General features: G+C 70.5%; 18 protein-coding genes and 1 pseudogene. 6 read left to right on the plus strand and 13 right to left on the minus strand.

The genetic code is table 11. The features are described from left to right. Positions 1 to 109: 109 nt before the first annotated feature. Positions 110 to 295, minus strand: a complete 186-nt coding sequence (locus ACWDR4_RS15905) for a hypothetical protein (RefSeq protein WP_450408868.1) — start codon at positions 293 to 295, stop codon at positions 110 to 112. A 206-nt stretch (positions 296 to 501) separates the two neighbouring features. Here ACWDR4_RS15905 and ACWDR4_RS15910 point away from each other — a divergent pair, with 206 nt between their 5' ends. Beyond that, complete coding sequence (locus tag ACWDR4_RS15910) at positions 502 to 1,188, plus strand: DUF4142 domain-containing protein (protein WP_450409084.1); 687 nt, start codon at positions 502 to 504, stop codon at positions 1,186 to 1,188. 14 nt (positions 1,189 to 1,202) lie between these two features. Here ACWDR4_RS15910 and ACWDR4_RS15915 read toward each other — a convergent pair whose 3' ends face one another. Then, positions 1,203 to 2,927, minus strand: coding sequence for a glycoside hydrolase family 13 protein (locus ACWDR4_RS15915; RefSeq protein WP_450408870.1), 1,725 nt, complete (start codon positions 2,925 to 2,927; stop codon positions 1,203 to 1,205). Positions 2,928 to 3,269: 342 nt separating this feature from the next. On the opposite strand from ACWDR4_RS15915, the gene ACWDR4_RS15920 reads away from it, so the two are divergent. After that, positions 3,270 to 4,223, plus strand: coding sequence for an LAETG motif-containing sortase-dependent surface protein (locus tag ACWDR4_RS15920; protein ID WP_450408872.1), 954 nt, complete (start codon positions 3,270 to 3,272; stop codon positions 4,221 to 4,223). A gap of 191 nt (positions 4,224 to 4,414) precedes the next feature. Here ACWDR4_RS15920 and ACWDR4_RS15925 read toward each other — a convergent pair whose 3' ends face one another. Next, a complete protein-coding gene (locus tag ACWDR4_RS15925) occupies positions 4,415 to 5,365 on the minus strand; it encodes a nucleoside hydrolase (RefSeq protein ID WP_450409086.1) in 951 nt (316 codons plus the stop codon). A gap of 221 nt (positions 5,366 to 5,586) precedes the next feature. Between ACWDR4_RS15925 and ACWDR4_RS15930 the strand changes: the two genes are divergently transcribed. Next, positions 5,587 to 6,555: a hypothetical protein gene (locus ACWDR4_RS15930; protein ID WP_450408874.1), complete on the plus strand. Its 969-nt coding sequence runs from the start codon at positions 5,587 to 5,589 to the stop codon at positions 6,553 to 6,555. A 15-nt stretch (positions 6,556 to 6,570) separates the two neighbouring features. On the opposite strand, the gene ACWDR4_RS15935 is transcribed toward ACWDR4_RS15930, so the two are convergent. The 6 genes from ACWDR4_RS15935 to ACWDR4_RS15960 form a co-directional block, all read right to left on the minus strand. Then, positions 6,571 to 8,688 (minus strand): TerD family protein, encoded by a 2,118-nt coding sequence (locus tag ACWDR4_RS15935; protein ID WP_450409087.1) that lies wholly within the window; start codon positions 8,686 to 8,688, stop codon positions 6,571 to 6,573. A gap of 128 nt (positions 8,689 to 8,816) precedes the next feature. Further along, on the minus strand, positions 8,817 to 9,497 hold the full coding sequence (locus ACWDR4_RS15940) for a hypothetical protein (protein WP_450408875.1): 681 nt from the start codon (positions 9,495 to 9,497) through the stop codon (positions 8,817 to 8,819). After that, positions 9,494 to 10,123 carry an RNA polymerase sigma factor gene (locus tag ACWDR4_RS15945; RefSeq protein WP_450408877.1) on the minus strand — a complete coding sequence of 210 codons (630 nt, stop codon included), beginning with the start codon at positions 10,121 to 10,123 and terminating at the stop codon, positions 9,494 to 9,496. The genes ACWDR4_RS15940 and ACWDR4_RS15945 overlap by 4 nt, the downstream gene beginning before the upstream one ends. Positions 10,124 to 10,213: 90 nt before the next feature. Continuing rightward, positions 10,214 to 10,996 (minus strand): TIGR03943 family putative permease subunit, encoded by a 783-nt coding sequence (locus ACWDR4_RS15950; protein WP_450408879.1) that lies wholly within the window; start codon positions 10,994 to 10,996, stop codon positions 10,214 to 10,216. After that, positions 10,993 to 12,030 (minus strand): permease, encoded by a 1,038-nt coding sequence (locus ACWDR4_RS15955; protein WP_450408881.1) that lies wholly within the window; start codon positions 12,028 to 12,030, stop codon positions 10,993 to 10,995. Before ACWDR4_RS15955 ends, ACWDR4_RS15950 begins: the two co-directional genes overlap by 4 nt. Before the next feature lie 79 nt (positions 12,031 to 12,109). Continuing rightward, positions 12,110 to 13,453, minus strand: coding sequence for a tetratricopeptide repeat protein (locus tag ACWDR4_RS15960; protein ID WP_450408882.1), 1,344 nt, complete (start codon positions 13,451 to 13,453; stop codon positions 12,110 to 12,112). Positions 13,454 to 13,582: 129 nt separating this feature from the next. Here ACWDR4_RS15960 and ACWDR4_RS15965 point away from each other — a divergent pair, with 129 nt between their 5' ends. Further along, positions 13,583 to 13,732, plus strand: a complete 150-nt coding sequence (locus tag ACWDR4_RS15965) for a hypothetical protein (protein ID WP_450408884.1) — start codon at positions 13,583 to 13,585, stop codon at positions 13,730 to 13,732. 155 nt (positions 13,733 to 13,887) lie between these two features. Here the strand turns inward: ACWDR4_RS15965 and ACWDR4_RS15970 are convergent. Continuing rightward, a pseudogene (locus tag ACWDR4_RS15970) lies at positions 13,888 to 14,329 on the minus strand (Uma2 family endonuclease). A gap of 71 nt (positions 14,330 to 14,400) precedes the next feature. Next, positions 14,401 to 15,921, minus strand: coding sequence for an NCS1 family nucleobase:cation symporter-1 (locus ACWDR4_RS15975; RefSeq protein ID WP_450408886.1), 1,521 nt, complete (start codon positions 15,919 to 15,921; stop codon positions 14,401 to 14,403). A gap of 299 nt (positions 15,922 to 16,220) precedes the next feature. Here ACWDR4_RS15975 and ACWDR4_RS15980 point away from each other — a divergent pair, with 299 nt between their 5' ends. Together ACWDR4_RS15980 and helR are read left to right on the plus strand one after the other, a co-directional pair. Next, complete coding sequence (locus ACWDR4_RS15980; RefSeq protein ID WP_450408887.1) at positions 16,221 to 17,471, plus strand: glycosyltransferase; 1,251 nt, start codon at positions 16,221 to 16,223, stop codon at positions 17,469 to 17,471. Between the two features lie 7 nt (positions 17,472 to 17,478). Next, on the plus strand, positions 17,479 to 19,749 hold the full coding sequence (gene helR / locus ACWDR4_RS15985; RefSeq protein WP_450408888.1) for an RNA polymerase recycling motor ATPase HelR: 2,271 nt from the start codon (positions 17,479 to 17,481) through the stop codon (positions 19,747 to 19,749). Between the two features lie 281 nt (positions 19,750 to 20,030). On the opposite strand, the gene ACWDR4_RS15990 is transcribed toward helR, so the two are convergent. Beyond that, positions 20,031 to 21,077: a CU044_5270 family protein gene (locus ACWDR4_RS15990; protein ID WP_450408890.1), complete on the minus strand. Its 1,047-nt coding sequence runs from the start codon at positions 21,075 to 21,077 to the stop codon at positions 20,031 to 20,033. After that, positions 21,074 to 21,748, minus strand: a complete 675-nt coding sequence (locus ACWDR4_RS15995) for an RNA polymerase sigma factor (protein ID WP_450408892.1) — start codon at positions 21,746 to 21,748, stop codon at positions 21,074 to 21,076. Before ACWDR4_RS15995 ends, ACWDR4_RS15990 begins: the two co-directional genes overlap by 4 nt. Positions 21,749 to 21,799 lie beyond the last annotated feature (51 nt).

Here is a 21,799-nt window from a genome sequence, read left to right on the forward strand (position 1 = left end):
CGTGGATCTCTTCGGCGAACACCACCACACACCCCGCGCCCCGTGCTTCGGTGCTGGCCGCGACCTTCGTGAGGACGAGCGCGATACGGCGGTTCGGGGGCGAGAAACCTCACGAACCGTCGTCCGACGATGACGACTTGCGGCCCGAGTTCCCCTTGCGTGCCGCCTCCCCCGCGAACAGCGTCACGCGGGCCACCACCCGCACCCACCGCGGCCCACCCCTCGCCGCCCACACGACACACACGCATCCCCCGATGACCAGCGCCAGAACGCCGCTCAGCACGACTGTCTCCATGATCTTCCCCTCCGTGTACGACCCGCGACATCCTGCCAGCCCGCACCTGGATCATGGATCGTTCTCATGGTTGACCTTTTGCGCAGGCCTTACGGAGAGCAAAGGTTCCGGCGGCCCACGCAGCCGTACTCCTCCTCGACGACTCCCCGTCGCAACAGGAGGCAACCAACGTGCGCTTCACCCGGAACTCGACCGGCACCCTCGTCGTGGGTGGCGCGTTGGCGCTGACGCTGGCCGCGCTCGCCTATCCCGCGATGCTCGGTGTCCAGACCGTGTCCAGTTCGCCCTCGCGGATCGTCGCCGAGACCTCAGCGGGGCCCTTGACGGAGGCCGACCGGGACTTCGTCGTGAAGGTGCGGGCGGCGGGGCTCTGGGAGTACCCGGTCGGGCAGATGGCCATCGCCAAGGGGACTTCGCCGGCCGTCGTCACCGCCGGACAGCATCTCGTCGCCGGACACGCCGCCCTCGACGCGACCGTACGGCGGATCGCTCCGCAGCTCGGGGTCGTCATCCCCAACCTGCCCAGTCCGCAGCAGCAGGGGTTCATCTCCACACTCAACGCGGACAGCAGGGGGAAGCAGTTCGACACCGACTTCGCCAACATCCTGCGCGTCACCCACGGGTCGATCTTCAACACCGTCGCCAAGATCCGGTCCACCACCAAGAACACGCTGGTACGGGCCCTCGCCGACCAGGCCAACACCACCGTTCTGGACCACATCACGGTCATGGAGAAGACCGGGCTCGTCAACTTCGACCAGGTGCTCTTCCAGGAGACCACCCCGCCGAAACTGCCCGCCTCCGACGTCACTCCACCCGTCCCCGCACCGGGCTCCCCGACCGTCGTCCTCACCCCGCCGCCGGACCCTTCGCCGAGTCCCACGGCGGGGTGAGAGCCCGTCCCCCGCTAGTTGTTGCCGAGCCAGACCGTCGTGTCCGGGCCCAGGCTTCCGTCCGGCTCCAGTGGCCCGCTGCTCAACAGGACGTCTCCGGGCGGCAGTTCGACCGGCGCGTCCGACAGGTTCGTCACGCAGCGCCAGCCGTCCGCGCCATCCGTGCCGTCCGTGCTGTCCGTGCTGTCCGTGCTGTCCGTGCGCGTGAAGTCCAGGACGCCGGGCGCCTGTTCCGCCGACCAGGTCAGGTCCTCGCCCGACAGCAGGCGGCGGCGCAGGGCGAGGGCCGTGCGGTACAGCTCCAGGGTCGAGCCCTCGACGCCGTCCTGCGCCTGGACGGCGTACGACGCGAAGTGCGCCGGCTGCGGCAGCCAGGCCGCGCCCGCGCCGAAGCCGTACGACGGGCCGGTGGTCGTCCAGGGCAGCGGCACCCGGCATCCGTCGCGGCCCTTGCTCGCGTGGGCCGTCTGTTCCCAGATCGGGTCCTGGAGGGCCTCGGCGGGCAGGTCGGCGACCTCGGGGAGGCCCAGTTCCTCGCCCTGGTAGACGTACGACGAACCGGGCAGCGCCAGCATGAGGAGGGTCGCCGCCCTCGCCCGGCGCAGGCCTGCCCGCTCGTCGACCGGTGGGGCGGTGCCGTTCGAGAGGAGCCAGGTGTTCGGGTCGGTGCCCGGGGGGAGTGACAGGCGGGAGGCGTGGCGTACGACGTCGTGGTTGGAGAGGACCCAGGTGGCCGAGGCGCCCGCCGAGCGGGCCGTGGCGAGGGAGTCCGTGATGACCTGCCTCAGTTCGGTCGCGTCCCAACTCGCCTGTAGGTACTCGAAGTTGAAGGCCTGGCCGAGTTCGTCCGGGCGGGCGTACAGGGCGCGGCGGGCGCCCGGGACCCAGGCCTCGGCGACCGCCATGCGGGGTGGGGTGTAGGCGTCGAGGATCTTGCGCCAGTCGCGGTAGATCTCGTGGACCTCGTCGCGGTCGAAGAAGGGGTGGGTGCCGGGCGGGAGGGTGGCCAGGGCCGCCTCGCCGCTCAACTCCGGGGCGCCCAGGTCGCGCAGGGGAGGAGTCAGGTCCTTCGTCAGCGCGTGGGCGACGTCGATGCGGAAGCCGTCGACGCCCCGGTCGGACCAGAAGCGGAGCGTGGTGCGGAAGTCGGCGCGGATTTCCTCGTTGGCCCAGTTGAGGTCGGGCTGTTCGGGGGTGAAGAGGTGCAGGTACCACTGGCCGTCGGGCGCCTGGTCCGGCTCGACCCGTTTCCACGCGCTGCCGCCGAACACCGACTGCCAGTCCGTGGGCGGGAGTTCGCCGTCCGGACCCCTTCCGTCGCGGAAGACGTAGCGGTCGCGGGCCGGGGAGCCGGGGGCCGCGCGCAGGGCCTCCTCGAACCACACATGCCGGCGCGAAGTGTGGTTGGGGACGATGTCGACCATGACCTTGAGGGCGAGCCGGTGGGCCTCGGCGACCATGGCTTCGAAGTCGTCGAGGGTGCCGAGGCGGGGGTCGACGTCGCGGTAGTCGGCGACGTCGTAGCCGCCGTCGGCGAGTTCGGAGGGATAGAAGGGGCTGAGCCAGAGGGCGTCCACGCCGAGGGCGGCCAGGTGGGTGAGGCGCTGGGTGATGCCCTTCAGGTCGCCCAGTCCGTCGCCGTCGGCGTCGGCGAAGCTGCGCGGGTACACCTGGTAGATGACGGCCTGGCGCCACCAGTCGGGGTCCCGGGAGGAAAGGTCCGGAGTCGGTTCGGGCACTCGTTGTCTCCTTCGCTGCGACTTGTTGCGGGTTGCTGCGGCCAGTGGTCCGTGAGCGGACGGCGACAAGCCCAACTCTGTCCAATTCGCCGGGAAGGTGAACGCACGCGCCCCCGGAACACATCCTTCCTTCTGTGGCGGATTTGTGATGACACCGGAACGCCCTTTGCATTTCCCTGAGTTGACACTCCGGTCCGCAAGATCGACGATGTGGAAACGCTGTGGCGCATTTGACCAATGGGCCCGGTGTTCCTTCGACCACATTCCCCCGGTACGGCCCGGCCGCAACGTGCTGCCCTCTCGCCGTACCCGGGTTCTCGCCCACGCGAAGATGGGATCCGCATGTCCATAGCGAGACGTGTCACCGGCCTGCGCCTGCTGGGGACGGGCGCCGCCGCGCTCGCCCTGTGCGCGGCCTCGGCCTCGGGGGCCTGGGCCACCGGCACGCCCGGCGGTGACGGCTGGGGTGCCAAGACCGGCGGCTACAAGCCCGGCGCCGGCGCGGGCACGAAGACCGAGACCGACCGCTGCCAGTTCTCCCTCGACGGGAAGAACTTCTTCGACTCGGTCCGTGTCGACGACCAGAACCTCAAGCCCACCGACGACGGCAAGGTCCACATCCAGGTCCGCACCGCCGGTGACGCCACCACCTGCACCGCCTCCCTCGCCTCCTACCTCGCCCACGGCCCCACGTTCGCCACCTCCGGCGAGCAGGTCTTCGTCGACTTCGACACCGTGACGGTCAAGCAGGGCCAGACCGACTCGCTCGACATCGCGGTGCCCGACGCGGGCTGCTACGCGCAGATCGACCTCTACCGGGGCAGGACCAAGTTCGACGGCAAGCTCGACGCCAACGACGGCTTCGAGCACGGCCAGCTGCCCAAGGGGCCGGACCGTACGGTCATCAAGGACCTGCTGATCGCCGCCTGGAACGGCGGTACGAAGGACTGCACGACCACGAGCACGCCTCCGCCGGCCGAGGAGACCCCGGGCACCCCGACCCCGACGCCTCCGGCCGAGGAGACCCCGGGTACGCCGACTCCCTCCGAGCCGGTGTCCGAGACGACCCCGCCCGCCTCCGAGACGCCGTCGACGCCGACGCCGTCCGAGTCGACGCCGGAGTCCACCCCGCCGGCCACGCCGACGAGCCCGGACAGCTCCGAGCCGCCGCTGGCCGAGACCGGCGGCGGCAGTGCGACCGGGCCGATCGCGGGGGGTGCCGCTGCGCTGCTGATCGGTGGGGCGGCGATCGTCGTCGCGACGAAGCGGCGGAAGTCGGCTCGCGCCGGGGTGTGATCCGGTGCAGTAGCACCTGAGTACGACAGCCCCGGTGCCGCTCCTTGCGAGCGGTGCCGGGGCTGTCGTTTTCGGTGGCGGTGAGTGGGTGGGGTCGGGGGGTGGGAGGAAACGTGGGTGGGTGTCTGCGGGTTGGTGGGGGCTGGTCGCGCAGTTCCCCGCGCCCCTGGGGCGGAGGCTGTCGCCCCGCCCTATCGGGTCTCGATCGTCTGCAGGTAGAGCTTCACGTAGCGGTTCACATCGACGTCCAATCCCACGTCCACCAGGGGCTGTTCTCGTGTTCCGTGGTGGATCTCGGATTCGCCGTGGCGGCGCCTGCGGTCTACGACCGTCTGGCCTCGGGTCGGGCCGGGGGCCAGGGAGATCTCGACCGGGAGGAGGCTGGTGGTCAGGCCCGCCGGGTCGGCGACCGCGCAGACGGCGCCCGCGTCGCCCAGGCCGCCGCTGGGGGTGGGGTCGCCGGAGGCGGCCGGGTCGCGGTGGGCGAGCAGCTCGCCGGCGAGACGTGCGCCGGGTTCCGTGCTCGCGCGCAGTCGCTGGACGTCGGCGGCCGGTACGACGACGCGCTGGAAGACGTCCAGGCCGTACATCGTGATCGGCACCCCGGCGGTGAGCAGGACGGCGGCGGCCTCCGGGTCGTGCCACACGTTGTACTCGGCGACCGGCGTGGCGTTGCCGGTGGCCACCGCGCCGCCCATGAAGACGATCCGCTCGATGTTGCGGGTCACCTCGGGGTGCGTACGCAGGAGCAGGGCGATGTTGGTGAGCGGCGCGGTCGGTATGAGGGTGACCGGGCGGGGCGAGCCGAGGATCTCGCGGCGCAGCAGGGTCACCGCGTCCACGTCGACGGCCGTACGGGAGGTGGGCGCGTGCGGGCCGAGATCCCCCATGCCGTCCCGCCCGTGCACATGGGAAGCGGGCCGCGCGGGCTCGATCAGCGGCCGTTCGGCGCCGCGCGCGACGGGCAGGTCGGGGGCGCCGGCCCGGTCGAGGACGGTGAGGGTGTTCCGTACGACCTGGTCGACGTCCGTGTTCCCGGCGACACAGGTGACCGCGCGGAGGTCGAGTCCAGGGTGGCGTACGGCGAACAGCAGGGCCAGGGCGTCGTCGACACCGGTGTCGCAGTCGATGATCACGGGGATGGGGGCGGGTTCGGGGACGGGGTCGGCTGAACTTGCCTGCTGGGCAAGGGGGCTGGGCTGGGCGGTCGTCACGGTGAGGGCTCCTTTCCCGGCTGCACAGGCTGCCACGTGCCCCCTGGGGTGAGTCACCCGTACGGCCCGGCCCGCTGGTGGGAGCGTGCGGGCGATGGTGCCGTCGGAGGAGGAATCTGACGTACCGGCACTTCTGGAGGAACCCCTTGATGACCCGTCGGCCCTCTCCCCGTGCGGTACGGCTGCTCGCCTCGGCCCTCGGGATGGGCACCCTGCTGACGATGGCCGCGTGCATGCACGACGGGGACGGCGGCGCCGGGGACACCACGGAACGCCGGCAGGCCAGACCCGCCGCCGCCTCCCCCGACACTCCGGCCCCGATCGCGAAGGCGGCGACCGCTCCGCCCGCCCTCACCGACGTCCAGGCGCAGAGCGCCCTCCTCACCGACGCCGATCTCGGGGCGCCGTGGACCCGTACCGAGGGCGCCGCGCTCTGGCGGGACGCGCTGCTCAAGGCGACGACGGACAACGCCGACTGCGGACGCCTCCTCGACGCCGTGTACACGGAGGAGCTGCTGGGCGAGCCGGCCGGCGCCCGGGCCGTCGCCGGCTTCGACGACTACGACGAGGGCGGCCAGCTCCGCTACCAGGTCACCGCGGCCCACCGCGCCGACGTGGACAAGGGGCTCGCCTGGCTGAAGACGATGCCGCAGAAGTGCGCGCGGTTCACGGCGACCGGACCACGCGGCAACCGGCAGGAGGTGCGGGTCACGGAGGTCGGGCTGCCGGAGGCCGGGGAGGCCAGGCAGGGGTTGCGGCTGTCGACGAGGGGCGAGCTGGACGGCGCCCCGGCCACACTCACCCTGGATCTGGCCGCCGTACGGGTCGGCGACGACGCGATCCTCGTCACCAACGGCGGCCTGGCCGAGCCCCGCACGGAGTACACGGTCCACGCCCTCCAGGTCGGCGCCGAACGCCTGCGACAGACCAGGAACGAGAGCCAGGCCCAGCCGCAGACCCCGGTGCAGGGCGCGAGCCAGAGCCCGACACAGGCGCCGGTCCAGCCGCAGGAGCAGGGGCAGCAGCCGGACTGGGAGCAGGCTCAGGGGGACGGGCAGGAGGACGCGCAGGAGCCCGAGGCGGAGACGGATGAGGGCGCGGACCAGGACGTGTACTGACCCTCGCCCCGCCGGTCAGCCCGCGGCGACCGCTTCCCGCGTACGGGACGAGGAAGAGGGTGCAGGAGAGGCCGCCGAGGGTGTACGGCGGTCCAGGTGGACGACAACGTGGGCGTGGAAGCGATCCACGGATTCGTCGACGCTGCGGATGAAGCCGGACTCGGCGTTGCCGCGGGTGTTGCCCATGCCACGGAAGAGGGACAGGCGGAAGCCGGTGATCGGCGTGCCGTCCTTGGGCAGAAGGTCGGCCGGTTCCGGGCGGAGGCGTTCGAGGGTGCCGCGCGGACCGGGCGCCTGGCCGGTGAGAAGCGCCTCGACGTGCAAGTCGGCCGGGGCGTCGGCCAGTTGGCGCACGAGCCGCTTGGTCCAGGTGAGCGGGTAGCCCTGTTCGGGCACCGCGATCTCGATGGACGTACGCAGCTTGCCGGTGCGCAGATCGGCGCAGAGGGCGAGGATGCCGGGGGTGCCGTCGATCCGGAGTTCGGCCTCCAGCCGGCCGTCGGTGCAGAGTCGGTCGGCGAGGGCGGCGCGGCGCGTGCGCGGGTCGCTGCCGCGTTTCGCGCGCTGTACGGGCAGTACCTTCTGGCCGAGTTCGCCGCCGAGGCGTAGGCACACCTGCCGGACCAGCCGCTCCCAGCTCTCGACGACGTCCACCGCGCGCGGGTCGCCCTGGCACAGGGTCTCGTCGTCGATGCCGTTGCGTACGGGGACCCAGGCGGGGCCCATGTTCTGGAAGCCGTGGCAGCCGGAGTTCTCGTGCTGGAGGTAGTGCAGCAACTCCTGGAGCAGCCAGGCGTGCGCCGCGTTGCCGACACCCTCGTGGCGGATCAACATCTGGGCCTGGTGGGCGACTTCGGCCCAGGAAAGGTGCCAGAGGGCGACCTTGTGCTTGCGCCGGCCGTCCATCTTGACCTCGACCAGCGGACTGCCGTCGAGTTCGACGTCGTTGGACAGGGTGATGACGGCCTCGTAGCCGCGCCGGGTGGCGATGTCGGCGTACGCCTGCACCTGGTCCGGCTTGAGGGAGTTGCCGTTCGTCTTCGTCTCGACGAGCGCGGTCCAGAGCTTGCCTGCCCGCTCGACCCGGATCACGCCGTCGGGGCGGCGCGGGGTGTCGCCGTTGGGCAGCGAGACCTCCGTGAAGGTCTCCATCCGGCCGGACGGCGCCCCGAACGCTGCCGTCAACCGCCGCCCGAACTCCGGGACTTGGGTCATCACCGACAGCAGCACGGAGGTCGCCCGGGTCTCGCGCTCGCGGTCGCTCTTGAGGGCGGAGGCGGGGAAGAGCCTCGCCACCCGCCAGGAGTCGTTCTCGGCGAGGGACTTCTTCGCCACCTTGGGCAGCGTGACCTTCTTCTTCGCGGTACGGGGGCGGGACGGGGCCTTGGCCGCCACCGGTTGACCGGGCGACGCGGAGGGTACCGAGGGTGCGGTGGGTGTGGTCGGTACGGACTCCACGGGGCGTTCGCCCGTCGCCTGCGTGGGGATGGCGGGCAAGGGTTCGGCCTGCGACTCCGGCGCCGGTACCGCCCGCCCGTCCGACTGCTCCGCCTCGGCAGCCGCCTCCTCCGCAGCCGACTCCTCCCCGGTCTCCGCCTCGTCGTCGATGTCGACCCCGAAGTCCGTTGCCAGGCCCGCGAGTCCGGACTCGTACCCCTGGCCGATCGCCCGGAACTTCCAGTCCCCGCCCCGCCGGTACAGCTCGCCGAAGAGCAGGGCACCCACCTCACCGGGGTTCTCGATGGAGAAGCGCAACAGGCTGTCGCCGGCGCCGTCGGCGAGCGTCAGGCACAGGTCGTGCAGGTCGGAGAAGCGTGCGCCCTCGTAACGGCTCGCCGCGACGACTATCCGCTCGGCGTCGTCCGCGATCGCCGTCAGGTCGAAGGTGATGCGGTCCTCGTTGCCGTCGGCGGTGGGTGCCTTGCCCAGCAACTGCACGCTGCCGTCGGCGGCGACGGGGTTGTTGTAGAAGTAGAAGTCCCCGTCGCCGCGCACCTTGCCGTCGGCGGTCAGCAGCAGGACGGACACATCCGCGTCGCCCTCCCCGGACGGGCTGCTCCAGCTCAGCCGCACCATCACCGAGCCGACGTCCCCGCTCAGCTCCGCCAGGCCGACATTGGCGCCCTTGACCATCTCGCGCATGAGGCCCCCCAGATGCACCGTAGCGACATGTGACGCGCACCACACCCCGCGCATCAAGGGAACCCTAGCGCCGTACAGCGACCAATGACCCCAAATAGCGGAAAGGGGCCTACTGTCCGCTAATTCCCGGAGGTCTCGAACGCCTCCCGGAACATGGCCCTGTCCTCGTCCGTCGCCTCGGTGGTGCCGCCGCAGATCGGGACGATGCCGTCGTCGGCGGTGACCAGGTAGTGGGCTCCGATCCGGAAGTCCGGGGTCTCCGAGATCGCCCCGTCGTAGCTGAGGCCGACCGTGTCGGTCGGGTTGGCCAGGTTGGGGTCGAGGCGGTACCAGTGGTCGACCCGGAGGTTCACGCGGTCGCCTCCTTCGGCCGTCACCGTGCCCTCGAAGGCCATTTCGTGGCGGCGCAGGAGGTCGGGCGTGGGTGCCGCGCACTTCACCTGCGACGGGCCGCTGTCCGCGAAAGTCAGGGTCAGGGGCTGAAGCCCGGGCACCGGATTGACATCCGACGAACCCGCACCCGCACCCGCGGTGTCCGCCGTACCCTCTCCGCCCCGCGCGACACCCCAGGTGACACCGCCTCCCACCAGCAGCAGCGCGGTGAACGCCATGGCCGGTACGAGGAGGCGGCGGCGCGTTCCCGTGCCCTTGGCGACTGCGGTCGTGGCTGTGGTCGTGTTCGTGTTCGTGGGCGTGTTCATCGTGGCCTCCACAAGACGGGGGACGTCGGGTCGCGGAGCCTTCGAGGTCAGTGCCGGGTCCGTGGCCTTCAGGTGGGCCAGCAACTCGTCGTCGTTCATCGACTGCTCCTTCCGTTTCCGGGTCCGTTTCCGTTTCCGGTTTCTTGTCCTTCGTCCGTCTCATGTCCGGGGTGCGGGGCGGTCTTTCGCTCCAGTTGCGACGCCAGTTTCTTTTTCGCGCGGTGCAGCCGGATGCTCACGGCGTTCGCGCTCAGGCCGGTCACCTCGGCGATGCGGCTCGGCGGCAACTCCTCGTACGCCCACAGGAGGACCACCTCCCGGTCCAGCGCCCGGAGTTGGGCGAGCGCCGCGTGCAGGGCGGTGTGGTCGGGGTCCTCCGAATCCCGCGCCGGGCCCGCCGCCGTCCACGTCAGGCGTTCCAGGAGCGAGCGTCTGCGCCGGTCCGCACGGCGGGCGTTGGCCAGGCAGCCACGGGCCACGCCGTAGCACCAGGGCAGTACGGCATCGGGGTCCAGCCGTTCATGGGGTACGGCACCGGGCTCCAGCCCCGGTACGTCCTCGATGCGGCGCCACAGCACCAGCAGCGTCTCCGAGAGGACGTCGTCGACCTGGTCGGCGTCGGCGCGCCGCAGCAGATAGCGGTGCAGCGGCTCCGTCACGACCTGCGCCAGCGCCTCGAAGCGGGCCCGCTGATCCCGGGCCGCCCTCTGTTCCGTCTCCGTCATGGATTCCACGACCTGGCCTTGTCCGGCACAGGCGGAATCCTTTCACCACGCCTCACCGCCGCTCAAACACCCGTCAATTCCGGGCGACCGTCACCGTTTCTCGTACGGGTTCGACGGCTCCGCCACCTTCTTCACCGACCCCGCGTCCAGCACAGGCGGCCAGGCCGCGTCCGATCCCAGCTTGCCCTTCGGCACCCAGGTTCCGGTGACCGTGACCCAGGTGTCCGTCACCGGGGCGTCGGCGTCGCGGATCTCGACCTTGCCCGCCGCCGCGTCGGCCGCGCAGCAGGAGACGAGGAGGCGGGTGACGTACCAGGCGCCGTCGTCCCCGTGGGTGACGAAGCCGGTCAGGCTGACGGTACGGCCCTTCAGGGACCGCCCGCTGTCGAAGATCGCGCGCGAGCTGAACTCGCCGACCGTCAGCGCCAGCGGATTCCCGGCGGGCAGCGCCGGGAACGTCCCCACGCCCTGCGCGGCCTGCCGCGCCGCCTCCCGGTCCGCGCTGTACGAGCCCAGGGCGGGCGGCGGGAAGAGGAGCAGCGCGAGGGCGGGAAGGGTGAGCAGCCAGGCGATCCGGGGCCCGTGACCGTACCCGTGACTGTGCCCATGACTGTGCCCATGGTCGTCGTGATCCTGAGCCTGGTCGTGACCCTGCTCCTCCTCGTGGTCGTGCTCGTGATCGTCCTCGTCGCTCCCCCGAGCCACGGCAGCCGCAGCCACCACCCCAAGCACCACCAGCACCACCCCGGAAACCACCAGGTAAGGCCGCAACCCCGCCTGCACGTACCGCAGATACAGCTCGCTGAACAGCGAGATCCGTAGCACCGCCCCGCCCGTGAGCAGCAACAGCACGGCAGCCCCGTACCGCCTCACAACAACCACCACCCGACGACGACACTGCTGGCGACCGCGACCACCCACGTCACCGAGGAGAACCGGACGGCGAAGGACCGGCCGAAGGTGCCCGCCTGGAGGGCGAACAGCTTGAGGTCGACCATCGGGCCGACCACCATGAAGGCGAGCCGGGCCGTGGGCGAGAAGCCGCTGAGCGAGGCGGCGACGAAGGCGTCCGCCTCGCTGCACACGCACAGCACCACCGCCAGTACGGCGAGCAGCAGCACGGACAGCCAGGGCGAACCGGTGAACACGTCGAGCACGGATCTCGGTACGACGATGTTGAAGGTCGCCGCCGCGCCCGCGCCCAGCACCAGGAAGCCGCCCGCGTGCAGGAAGTCGTGCTGGAGCCCGGGCAGGAACCCGCGCCAGCCGGAGTCCGCCGGCCCACCCGCTGAGGTCGGCTTCCGAAGCCATTCATCGCGCCCGAACCGCGCCCAGAGCCAGCCCATGATCACCGACGTGGCCAGGGAGGCCACCAGCCGCCCGAGCACCATGTCCGGCTGCCCCGGGAAGGCGATGGAGGTCGCCACCAGCACCACGGGATTGATGGCCGGGGCGGAGAGCAGAAAAGCGAGTGCCGCGGCCGGAGCGACCCCCCTCCGCATCAGACTCCCCGCCACCGGCACGGACGCGCACTCGCACCCCGGGAGTACGACCCCCGCGGCGCCCGCGATGGGCACGGCGAGCGCCTGGTTGCGCGGCAGCAGCCGGGTGAACACCTTCTCCGGTACGAAGGCCGCGATCGCCGCCGACACCACCGTGCCAAGCAGCAGGAAGGGCACCGCCTGGACGACGACCGCCGTGAACACCGTCCACCAGGCGGCCACGGCGGGCGTGTACAGGTCGAGGGCGAGGGTCGGTCCGAGGACGGAGGCGACGGTCGCGATGACGATCAGCGCGAGGCCGGCGACGACGGCGTACGCGAGCGCGCGGACGGCGAACCGCAGCCCGTCGACCACACGGGCCCCGCCGCCGTACTGGCCGTACCCGCCGCCGTGCTCGCTGTCCACGCGCTCGTACCGTCCCGGTGAAATGTGCAGAGGTCCGGCCGCAGGCTAACCCCCGGGACTGTGCGCCACCCAGTCCTCGTCAGAGAGGAGGCTGTGCGGGCGCGGGCCCGAGGGTGGTCGTTCCGGGGGCCGTACGGTGGCCCAGTCCCGTCCGGTAGGCGTCGAGCGCGGCCTCGACGCGCCCCGTCCGGCGCAGCAGATCGCCGAGCAGCCGGCACAGGTCGGCGAGGTCACCGGCGGCGCCGGCCCGCTCCAGCACGCTCAGGGCGCGTACGTAGTGCTCCTCCGCCTTCTCCGTGTCCCGGGCGTCCTCGGCGATGATGCCGAGCAGCCGGTGGGCGGCGGCCGAGTGCATGGCTCCGCGCTCCGACGAGAAGTCCCCGAGTACGTCGTGCAGCAGCGCCGCCGCCTCCTCGGACTTGCCGCGCCGGTGCAGTACGTCGGCCAGCTCGACCGCGACCTGGCTGCTGTAGAGGGCGGCACGCTTGGCGGAGAGCATGGCCTGAGCCTCCCGCAACTCCCCCTCTGCGCGGGAGAGTTCGCCCTGCTGGGCGTACAAATACCCGCGCATCCAGTGGCAGTTGGCCAGCTCGGTACGGATCTGAAGCTGCCGGTACAGCTCGGAGGCCTTGGCCAGCGAGGCGTCGGCCTCCGCGTACCGCCCCTCGGCGAGCATCGTCCGGGCGACCTGCCGGTGCATCCGGGCGATCAGGGCCGGGTCGCTCACCTGCGGGGCGAGCGCGAGGGCGAGTTCGGCGGCCTGGGCGGCCCGGGCATGGGCGCCCATGTCCATGTAGGGGGCGATGGAGCTGGCGTACAGCGGCAGCAACGCATCGGGATCGTGCAGCCCGCTACGGTTCAACTCATCGATGGTGGACTCAAGAAGGTATACGGAATAACGGAGTTCGCCGGCGAGATAGTGAGCAACAGCCCGCCCTCGCAGAGCAGGCACCCTCCCCGTGAGGGGCCCATCGGCCAGACACCGCTCGGCCAGCTCGAAGTACTCCTGAGCGGAGGCGAGATCGCCGGTCTCCACCCCGCACTCGCCGAGCCCGAGCAGCGCGGCGGCTTCCTCAGGGAGGAGCCCGAGCCGGGCGGCCTCCTCCCTCAACTCGCCGTACTGCTTGGCCGCCGCCTCGGTCTCGCCGGTGGCGAGGGTGCGCTGGGCGTCGGTGAGCCGGAGCCGAACATCCGTGGCCAGATGGGCCGGACGCCCGGTCACCAGCTCCTCGTACGCCACCCCGAGCCGCTCGGCGATGTGCCGCAACGCCTCGTCAGAGGCGCGCACGCGTCCCGCCTCCACCGTGGAGATGTACGCGGGGGTGTAGGCGGGCTCCGCCAACTGCCTCTGCGTCAGCCCCTGCTCGATACGCAGCCGCTGCACCCTGCGCCCGATGACTTCCGGGTCGTCGCGCTCCGCCATCACCCAACTCCCCTGCGCCTACTTGCCGTTGAGGTCCGTCAAGCTCTACGTTAAGCCACGAGTTAAACGCGCTTAATACATCGCTGTTATCGCTGTTGACGCTGTCATCGCTGTTGTTGCGAGGTTGCCGTGCTCTCACACACCAGAGCGATCTGCGCGGCGATCGTCGCCGCCGCCACACTCATCATCGCAGCGAACGCGGGCCCGGCGCGGGCGGCGGAGCCGCAGCGAGCCGGGCCCGTGCAGGAGTTGGGGCAGGTGCAGAGCGGGCGGGGGTAGGGATCGGGGCAGGGAAGCGTCAGCTCCAGCGGACCAGGGCCTCGCGGTGGTCAGTTGATCGTCGGCGCCGGTGGAGGCCCGCTACCGCACAGAGACGCCGAACCTGCCGCCGACGGAACCAGCCTGAGGTCGGCACGTCAGAACCGCGCCGGCCCTCAGAACTCCGCCGTGTCCAGCTCGAACCCCAGGGGCGCGGGCAAGGGCACGGTCAGGCCCAGTTTGTGCTTGAGGCTCTTGGCGTAGTCGTCGCCCGACGGCTCGGAGTACACCAGGACCTCACCCTCCTCCCGGTCGATCAGCAGGTAGACAGGGATACCGGCACGGGCGTACCCCCTTGGGTGCGACGACCAGGTCGGGGATGACATGGCCGGTCTCGGAGGCTCCGGGAACGTTCAGGCCGATGCCCGTACAGCGGCCCAGCTTCTTGTCGTGATCCCGGACCTGCCCGCTGAGCTCCGACACGATCTCCGCGTGCTGCCCGTTGTTCGGCGGCGACACGCAGATCTCCCCCTCGACCAGTTCCACGCGCCAGCCTTCAGGGGCAGCCGCGCTGAACAGTTCGAAGGCCTGCACGACGCTCGACTCCGCCGTCGCCATTACCTGCCTCCTTCGCTCAGCGCGACAGTCCCAGAGCTGACTGACGGTCCGGATACGGAATCCGGAACCGTTCACTCGGACGAGCGCGCGCCCGTCAGCGGGCTCTTCCCCCCGCTCACCCCGAAGTAGATCGCCCCCGCGACCAGCACCCCGATGAACCAGGAGTACGGCCCGAGTGCCGCCCCGTACCCGGACGGGCCGTACGTCGGGAGGATGCTGGAGAAGATCGCGCCGATCGCCGCCGCCGCGAAGGCGCGTATGTTCCAGCCGCCCTGGAAGCGGAACTCGCCGTCCTCGCGGTAGAGGTCGGGGACGTTCAGCTGGGCCTTGCGGAGGAGGTAGTAGTCGACGACGACCACGCCGAAGATCGGGCCCATCGTCGAGCCGATGGCGTTGACGAAGCTCGGGGCGTTGTCCCAGGGGTGGAGGGGGTAGAGGAGGAGGGCGATGACCGCCGCGATCAGGCCGCCGCGCTTGAACGAGATGTGCTTCGGCGCCACGTTGGCGAAGTCGAAGGCCGGGCTGACGAAGTTGGCGACGACGTTGATGCCGAGCGTTGCCACCGCGAAGGTCAGGGCGGCCAGGAGGACCAGGAACGCGCTGTCGAACTTCGCCGAGATCGCCGCCGGTTCGAGGATGACCTCGCCATACACCTTGCTGGCAGAGGCTGTTGTCAGCGCCGCCACCAGGGAGAACAGGATCAGGTTGACCGGCAGGCCCCAGACGTTGCCCTTCTTCAGGGTCTTCTCGTCCGGTGTGAAGCGGGCGAAGTCGCCGAAGTTCAGGAACAGCGCGGCGAAGTACGTCACCCAGGTCGCCGCGATGGCCGCTATCGCGGCGAACGAACCCGGCGTCACGTCCAGGCCCGTCGCGTTCTTCGCCAGCGCGGCCAGGTCCTTGGCCGGCATGTCCACCGAGAAGGAGAGGGTTCCGGCTTTGACGGACAGTGCAACGGCCAGTACCAGCATCATCAGCCAGACCGCCGGGCCCGCGAAGTCCTGGAACCGGCGTACCGTCTCCATGCCCTTGCTGATGATGAGGAGTTGGGCCGCCCAGACGGCCAGGTAGCAGATCACTTCCAGGCCGCTGTGGTCGAAGAGGCGGGTCGTCTCGTGCAGGTCCTTCGGGCCGTCGTAGCGGATCAGGAAGGCCACGATCGCGCCTGCCGCCGCGCTGGTCTGGGCGCCGTACCAGAAGGTGGCGACCACGGCCCGGACCAGGGCGGGCACGTTGGCGCCGAAGGTGCCGAAGGAGGCGCGGGCCAGGACGGGGTACGGGACGCCCGTCTTCACGCCCGCCTTTCCGATCAGCGTCATCAGGTAGTAGATGACCAGCGATCCGACACCGATGCCGATCAGGAACTTGAAGGTGTTACCGGCGACCAGGAACAGGCTCGCGGCGAGGAAGTAGCCGTACAGACTGTGTACGTCCGAGGTCCACACGTTGAAGATGCTGAACGCGCCCCACTTGCGCTCGGTGGCCGGGGCGAGGTCCTCGTTGTAGAGCCGGGGGGAGTAGCCCTCGGGGAGTGACGTCGAGGTCGGCACGGACTTGGTGTCCGTGCCCTCCGCGTCTCTGTCCGTGTCCGTCATCGCGTTCTCTTCCTGCGCGGGTCGCCACGATGGCGCCGGATGGCGTAAAGAGAACGGGCAGGATGTTTCTCCCAAATGCCGCAGACGTAACCGGCCGGTCAACGGAAGTTCTTTTCCATCACAGGTTCATCGCGGGCGGGAGCAGGCGGGCCCGGGCGGGAAAAAAAGCAAAGGCAAGGAGTTCTGAACCCCTTGCCATACTCAAGGTATAGCGCACAGGGGGGCTTGCGGCAAGGCCCCCGTTCTGCCGCAGAATCTCCGGTCTAGGCCGTGGAACTGCGGAAACGGGGAGTTTCGAAGTGCGTGTATTGCTGTCCACCTATGGGTCGCGCGGGGATGTCCAGCCGATGGCCGCGCTCGCCGTGGCCCTGCGGGAACTCGGTGCCGAGGTGCGGGTGTGTGCGCCCTCGGACGAGGAGTTCGCGAAGTTGCTGGCCGGGGTCGGGGTGGAGTTCGTGCCGGCCGCCGAGCCGGTGCGGGCCGTGGTGACCGGGTCGGCTCCGATGACCCCGGAGGGCCTGCCCCAGCGGGCCGCCGCCTTGACCGTCGCGCAGTACGAGGCGGTCCTGGCGGGGGCCGAGGGGTGTGATGCCGTCGTTGCCACCGGGCTCGTTCCCGCCGTGGCCGCCGCCCGGTCCGTTGCCGAGAAGCTCGGCGTTCCCTTCTCGTACGTGGCCTACTTCCCGACCATGCTGCCGTCCCTCCACCACAGGCCGCACGCGCTGCCCGGGCGGCCGTTCCCGCCCGACGAGACCGACAACCGGGTGCTGTGGGAGATCAACTCCAAGAACTTCGGCCTTCTGTACGGGCCCGGGATCAACGCTCACCGGGTGGCGATCGGGCAGGCCGTCGTGGACGACATCGTCCGGCATGTCTTCACCGGGCGGCCGTTGCTCGCCGCCGATCCCGTCCTCGCCCCTTGGCCACGGCACGAAACGGGGGCCTCCGACGTCGATGTCGCCCTCGACCTCGACGTCGTGCAGACCGGTGCCTGGCTGCTGCCCGACGAACGGCCCCTGCCCGCCGACCTGTTGGCGTTCCTCGCCGGCGGTGAACCGCCCGTCTACGTCGGCTTCGGCAGCATGCCCATGCGGGGCGCGAGCGATGTCGGCCGCGTCGCCGTCGAGGCTGTGCGGGCGCAGGGGAGGCGTGTGCTCGTGGGGCGCGGGTGGGCCGACCTCGGGCTCATCGACGAACAGGGCGACTGTTTCGTCGTCGGCGACGTCAACCACCAGGCCCTGTTCCCCCGTACGGCCGCCGTCGTGCACCACGGCGGCGCCGGTACGACGACCACGGCCGCGCGGGCCGGTGCGCCCCAGGTGATCGTGCCGCAGATCGTGGACCAGCCCTACTGGGGTGCCCGGGTCGCCGAGTTGGGCGTCGGGGCGGTACTGGACGGTCCGACGCCGACCTTCGAGTCCCTGTCCGCCGCGCTCACCATCGCCCTCGCCCCCGAGACCCGCGAACGGGCCACCGCCCTGGCCCCCACCGTCCGTACCGACGGCGCGACCGTCGCCGCGAAGCTGCTGCTCGACTCGGATCGGAGCTGATCGTCCAGTGACATTCCCGACCACCACACCTAGGAGCACCATCAGCGCCTTCGGCCTTCCCGAGCGGCTCTCCGCCAAAGCCGATCCGAAGCTCATCGGCCGCGACGAGCAGCACTTCGCCGCCGTCGCGGAGTGTCTGGAGCAGACGATCGCCGAGCTGTCCGACCGGCTCGACACCGTACGTCGGGCCCCCGGCGGCACCGGCCGCGAGGCCATGGACCGGGACACCGAGATCCACCAACTCACCGGCCGGCTACGCGCCCTGCGCCGCTTCGGGCTCGACCTCTGCCTCGGGAACATGGTCGACGCCGATGATCCCGAGCAGCCCGTGTACGTCGGACGGCTCGGCCTCACCGACAGCACCGGGCATCGGCTGCTGCTCGACTGGCGTTCGCCCGCCGCCGAGCCGTTCTTCGGCGCGACCCACGGCAACCCGATGGGGCTGGCCAGCCGCCGCCGGTACCGCTGGACCGACGGCCGGATCAGCGACTACTGGGACGAGGTGTTCGCGGCGGACGGGTTCAAGGGGCATGCTGCCGCCCTCGACGATCAGTCCGCCTTCATCGCCAGTCTCGGGGGGAATCGTTCGCCGCGCATGCGTGATGTCCTCGGCACGATCCAGGCCGACCAGGACGCCATCATTCGTGCGGGTTCGCGCGGTGCGCTCGTCGTGGACGGCGGGCCGGGCACCGGGAAGACGGTCGTCGCGCTGCACCGTTCCGCCTATCTCCTCTACGCCGACCCGCGTCTCGGTCATCAACGCCGTGGCGGCGGCGTGCTGTTCGTCGGTCCGCATCGGCCGTACCTGGCGTACGTCGCCGATGTCCTGCCCAGCCTCGGCGAGGAGGGCGTGCAGACCTGCACCCTGCGGGACCTCGTCGACGAGGGTGCGTCGGCGGCGGTAGAGGCCGACCCGGACGTGGCTCGGCTCAAGTCGTCCTTCGACCTGGTGAAGGCGATCGAGAAGGCCGTCCGCTTCTACGAGGAGCCGCCCACTCGGGGGATCACGGTCTCGACCCCCTGGTCCGACGTCCGGCTGACCGCCGGCGACTGGGCCGTCGCCTTCGAATCCGCCCCCGGCGTGCCCCACAACGAGGCCCGAGACCAGGTCTGGGAGGAACTGCTCACCATCCTCACCGAGAAGCACGAGGAGGCGTACGAGGACGCCGGCCCCGACAGCGACCTCGGTGTCTCGCCCGTCCAGCTGCGCAAGTCCCTTGCGCAGGATGGTGAGTTGCTCGCCGCTTTCAACCGCGCCTGGCCGCTCCTCGAAGCGACCGACGTGGTCGGAGACCTGTGGTCCGTCCCCGCCTATCTGCGGATGTGCGCGCCCTGGCTCAGCCCCGAGGACGTACGGACACTCCAGCGCGCGGACGCCCACGCCTGGACGGTGTCCGACCTGCCGTACCTCGACGCGGCCCGCCAGCGGCTCGGCGACCCCGAGGCGGCCCGCCGGAAACGCCGCCACGAAACCGTCCTCGCGGCCCAGCGCGAACGCATGGACCAGGTCGTCGACAACCTCATCGACGCGGCGTCCGCCTCCGGCGCCGACGGGGACGACGGCGTGGGCCTGGTGCGGATGTTGCGCGGCCAGGACGCCAAGGTCAGCCTGGTCGACGAGTCCGAACTGCTCACCGCCGACCCGGACTTGCTCGCGGGCCCGTTCGCGCACATCGTCGTGGACGAGGCCCAGGAACTGACCGACGCGGAATGGCAGATGCTGCTTCTCCGGTGCCCGTCGCGGAGTTTCACGATCGTCGGGGACCGCGCGCAGGCCCGGCACGGGTTCACGGAGTCGTGGGAGGAACGGCTCGAACGGGTCGGGCTGGACCGCGTGACCATGGCTTCGCTGAGCATCAACTACCGGACGCCTGAAGAGATCATGGCGGAGGCCGAGCCGGTCATCCGGGCCGCCCTCCCCGACGCCAATGTGCCTACGTCCATCCGTAGCGGCGGGGTGCCTGTCGTCCACGGTTCGGTGTCCGACCTGGACGAGGTCGTGGGCAGCTGGCTCGCCTCACACGCCGACGGCATCGCGTGCGTCATCGGTGATCCCGGGTTCCAAGCGAGGCCCCGGGTGCGGTCGTTGACCCCGTCACTGTCGAAGGGGCTCGAATTCGACCTGGTGGTCGTCATCGACCCGGAGTCGTTCGGCGAGGGGATCGAGGGGGCGGTGGATCGCTATGTCGCGATGACTCGGGCGACGCAGCAACTCGTCGTCCTTGCCGGCCCAACGAGGCTGCCATCTGCCCGTGTTGCGGCAACGAGCCCAGCATGAACGATGTCAGCCTCAAGGGCGTCCGCAAGTACCGCGGTTATTCGGGTCGGCCAAGCTGGCTACGGCGGCGCCATTTGGGTTCTGGCACAGATCTTGGGGAGCGGTCGCGGAGCGTCACTGAAGCAGGATCATCTTGCGGAGCAGGTCGAATCCGGCACGACCGTACAGCTGTCTCTTGATCTTCTTGATGCGGTTCACAGCACCTTCGGCACCGCCGGAACTCCAGAAGGGCGTCCGCCGGAGCGGACGCCCTCTGGCTGCGCGGCGGCACCGAGGCTGACTCAGGATGAGCTGACCGGCACCTCACCCGTTTTGTCCGCGACGCCAATGCCCAGGAGTGCGCTCTTGGTTGTTCCAAGGTAGACGAGACTCGACGGGTCGAAGACCCAGGCGTAGCCCTTTGAGGAGCCCTGGAACGTAAGGCCGACGCCCTCCCGCCCCGCGGCGTCCTTGACATGATTCACGACGCGCACGTCGGGGAGCTTGGCCATGGCACGGTAGATCGCGGCGCTGAGGTCGGGCAGCAGAGTGGCGTCGTCGATGATGGCCCCGAGGTTCTCGACGACCACTTCCGTGAGGCGGCTCGCTTCCACATTCTTCGCATCGCCGGAGAGCTTCTTCAGCAGCGCGTCGGGATCGGTGGGCAGAGCCTGAAGCTGCCGGAAGGTCAGGTATCCGACGCCGCTCATGTCCATGACCATCTTCTTGGACGGGTCGTTGAGCGCGACGCCCTTCCTCAAACCGTCCCGCTTGCCGTCCACCGAATCCCATTGCTCTCGTCGGACGGGCCCCTTGTACTCCTCCACCGTGAAGGTCCCCTTGCGCTTCGCGAGCTCTTCGAAATCGCGGAAGTCAACGCCCAGCTCACCTGCCGACCCTTGGGACTTGGTGTAGATGTACTGGTCGCCGCGTACCGTGACCGCCGGGCGGTCGGCCGCCGCCAGGGCGATCCGGTCCAGCAACTGCGTGGCTTTCCGGTGGTCGTCCGCGGTGACACCTGCGGCAGCCGGGTCGCGCCGGCCGTCCTGTGCGCCGTCGACCGCGACTACGCCCAGGCTCACGACGGCGGCCAGTGCCAGCGGGGCCGCGACGAGAACGAGGCGCCGCCCGGGGCGTCGGCGTGCGGGGGGCACAGGTGATGCGCTCGGTGATGGGTTGGTGGCACCCGACTGCTCGTGGGTGGTCTCGTGAGTGATCTGCTCCATCAGGTGTTCCCTCAGTACGCGGTGGCGGTCCTGCGCGAGCACCGGACGGCCAGGCGCGGGCAGCAACTCGGCCAGATCCTGGTAGTCGACCGGCTGATCGCGTCGTCGCGGGTTGGTGTTCATCGCTTCTTCTCCTGCGTGGACCGAGCCGCCTGATGGCGGCTGACCGGTAACTGTCCGACCGTGGCCGGGCGTTGCACTCGGCTCTCCCCGGTGGCGTCTTCCGCGCCGTTGTTGCCGCCTGTGCCGCCGTCGAGTTCGAGCTCAGTGAGCTTGCGCAGGCGTTTCCTCGCGCGCGAGAGCCGGGCCCGTACGGTGCCGACGGCCACGCCCAGGGCCTCGGCCGCCGTGGCGGCGTCCAGGCCCTCCCACACGCACAGCGTGAACACCTCACGCTCCCCGCGGCGCATCGTGCTCAACGCCTTCTGCGCGGCGGCCAGTTCCTCGGTGTCGGCCAGGCGCTGTGTCACCTCGTCGGCGAAGTCCGGCACGGGATCGGGGGGCGGGACTCTGACGAGCGCGGCCTGGTGTCTTCGCGCCGCCCGCGCGGTGTTGCGCGCGACGTTCGTCGCGATCCCCAGCAGCCACGGGCGCAGGCTGTCCTCACCCGGAAGCACCCGCTCACGCAGCCGCCATGCCTCCAGGAAGGTCAGCGACACGATGTCGTCGGCCATGACCCAGTTGCCGGTCATCCGGACGGCGTGCCGGTGGACCACCGAAGCGTGCTCGTCGAAGAGTTGCCTGAACGCATCCGGATCCCCGGCTCGCACGCGGGCCCGCAGTGAAATCTCCACACTCCTCCCTGTCCTCTGCGAGGACCGCGCTGCGGTGATCCGCGTCACACC

Source organism: Streptomyces sp. NPDC000878 (assembly GCF_053599695.1).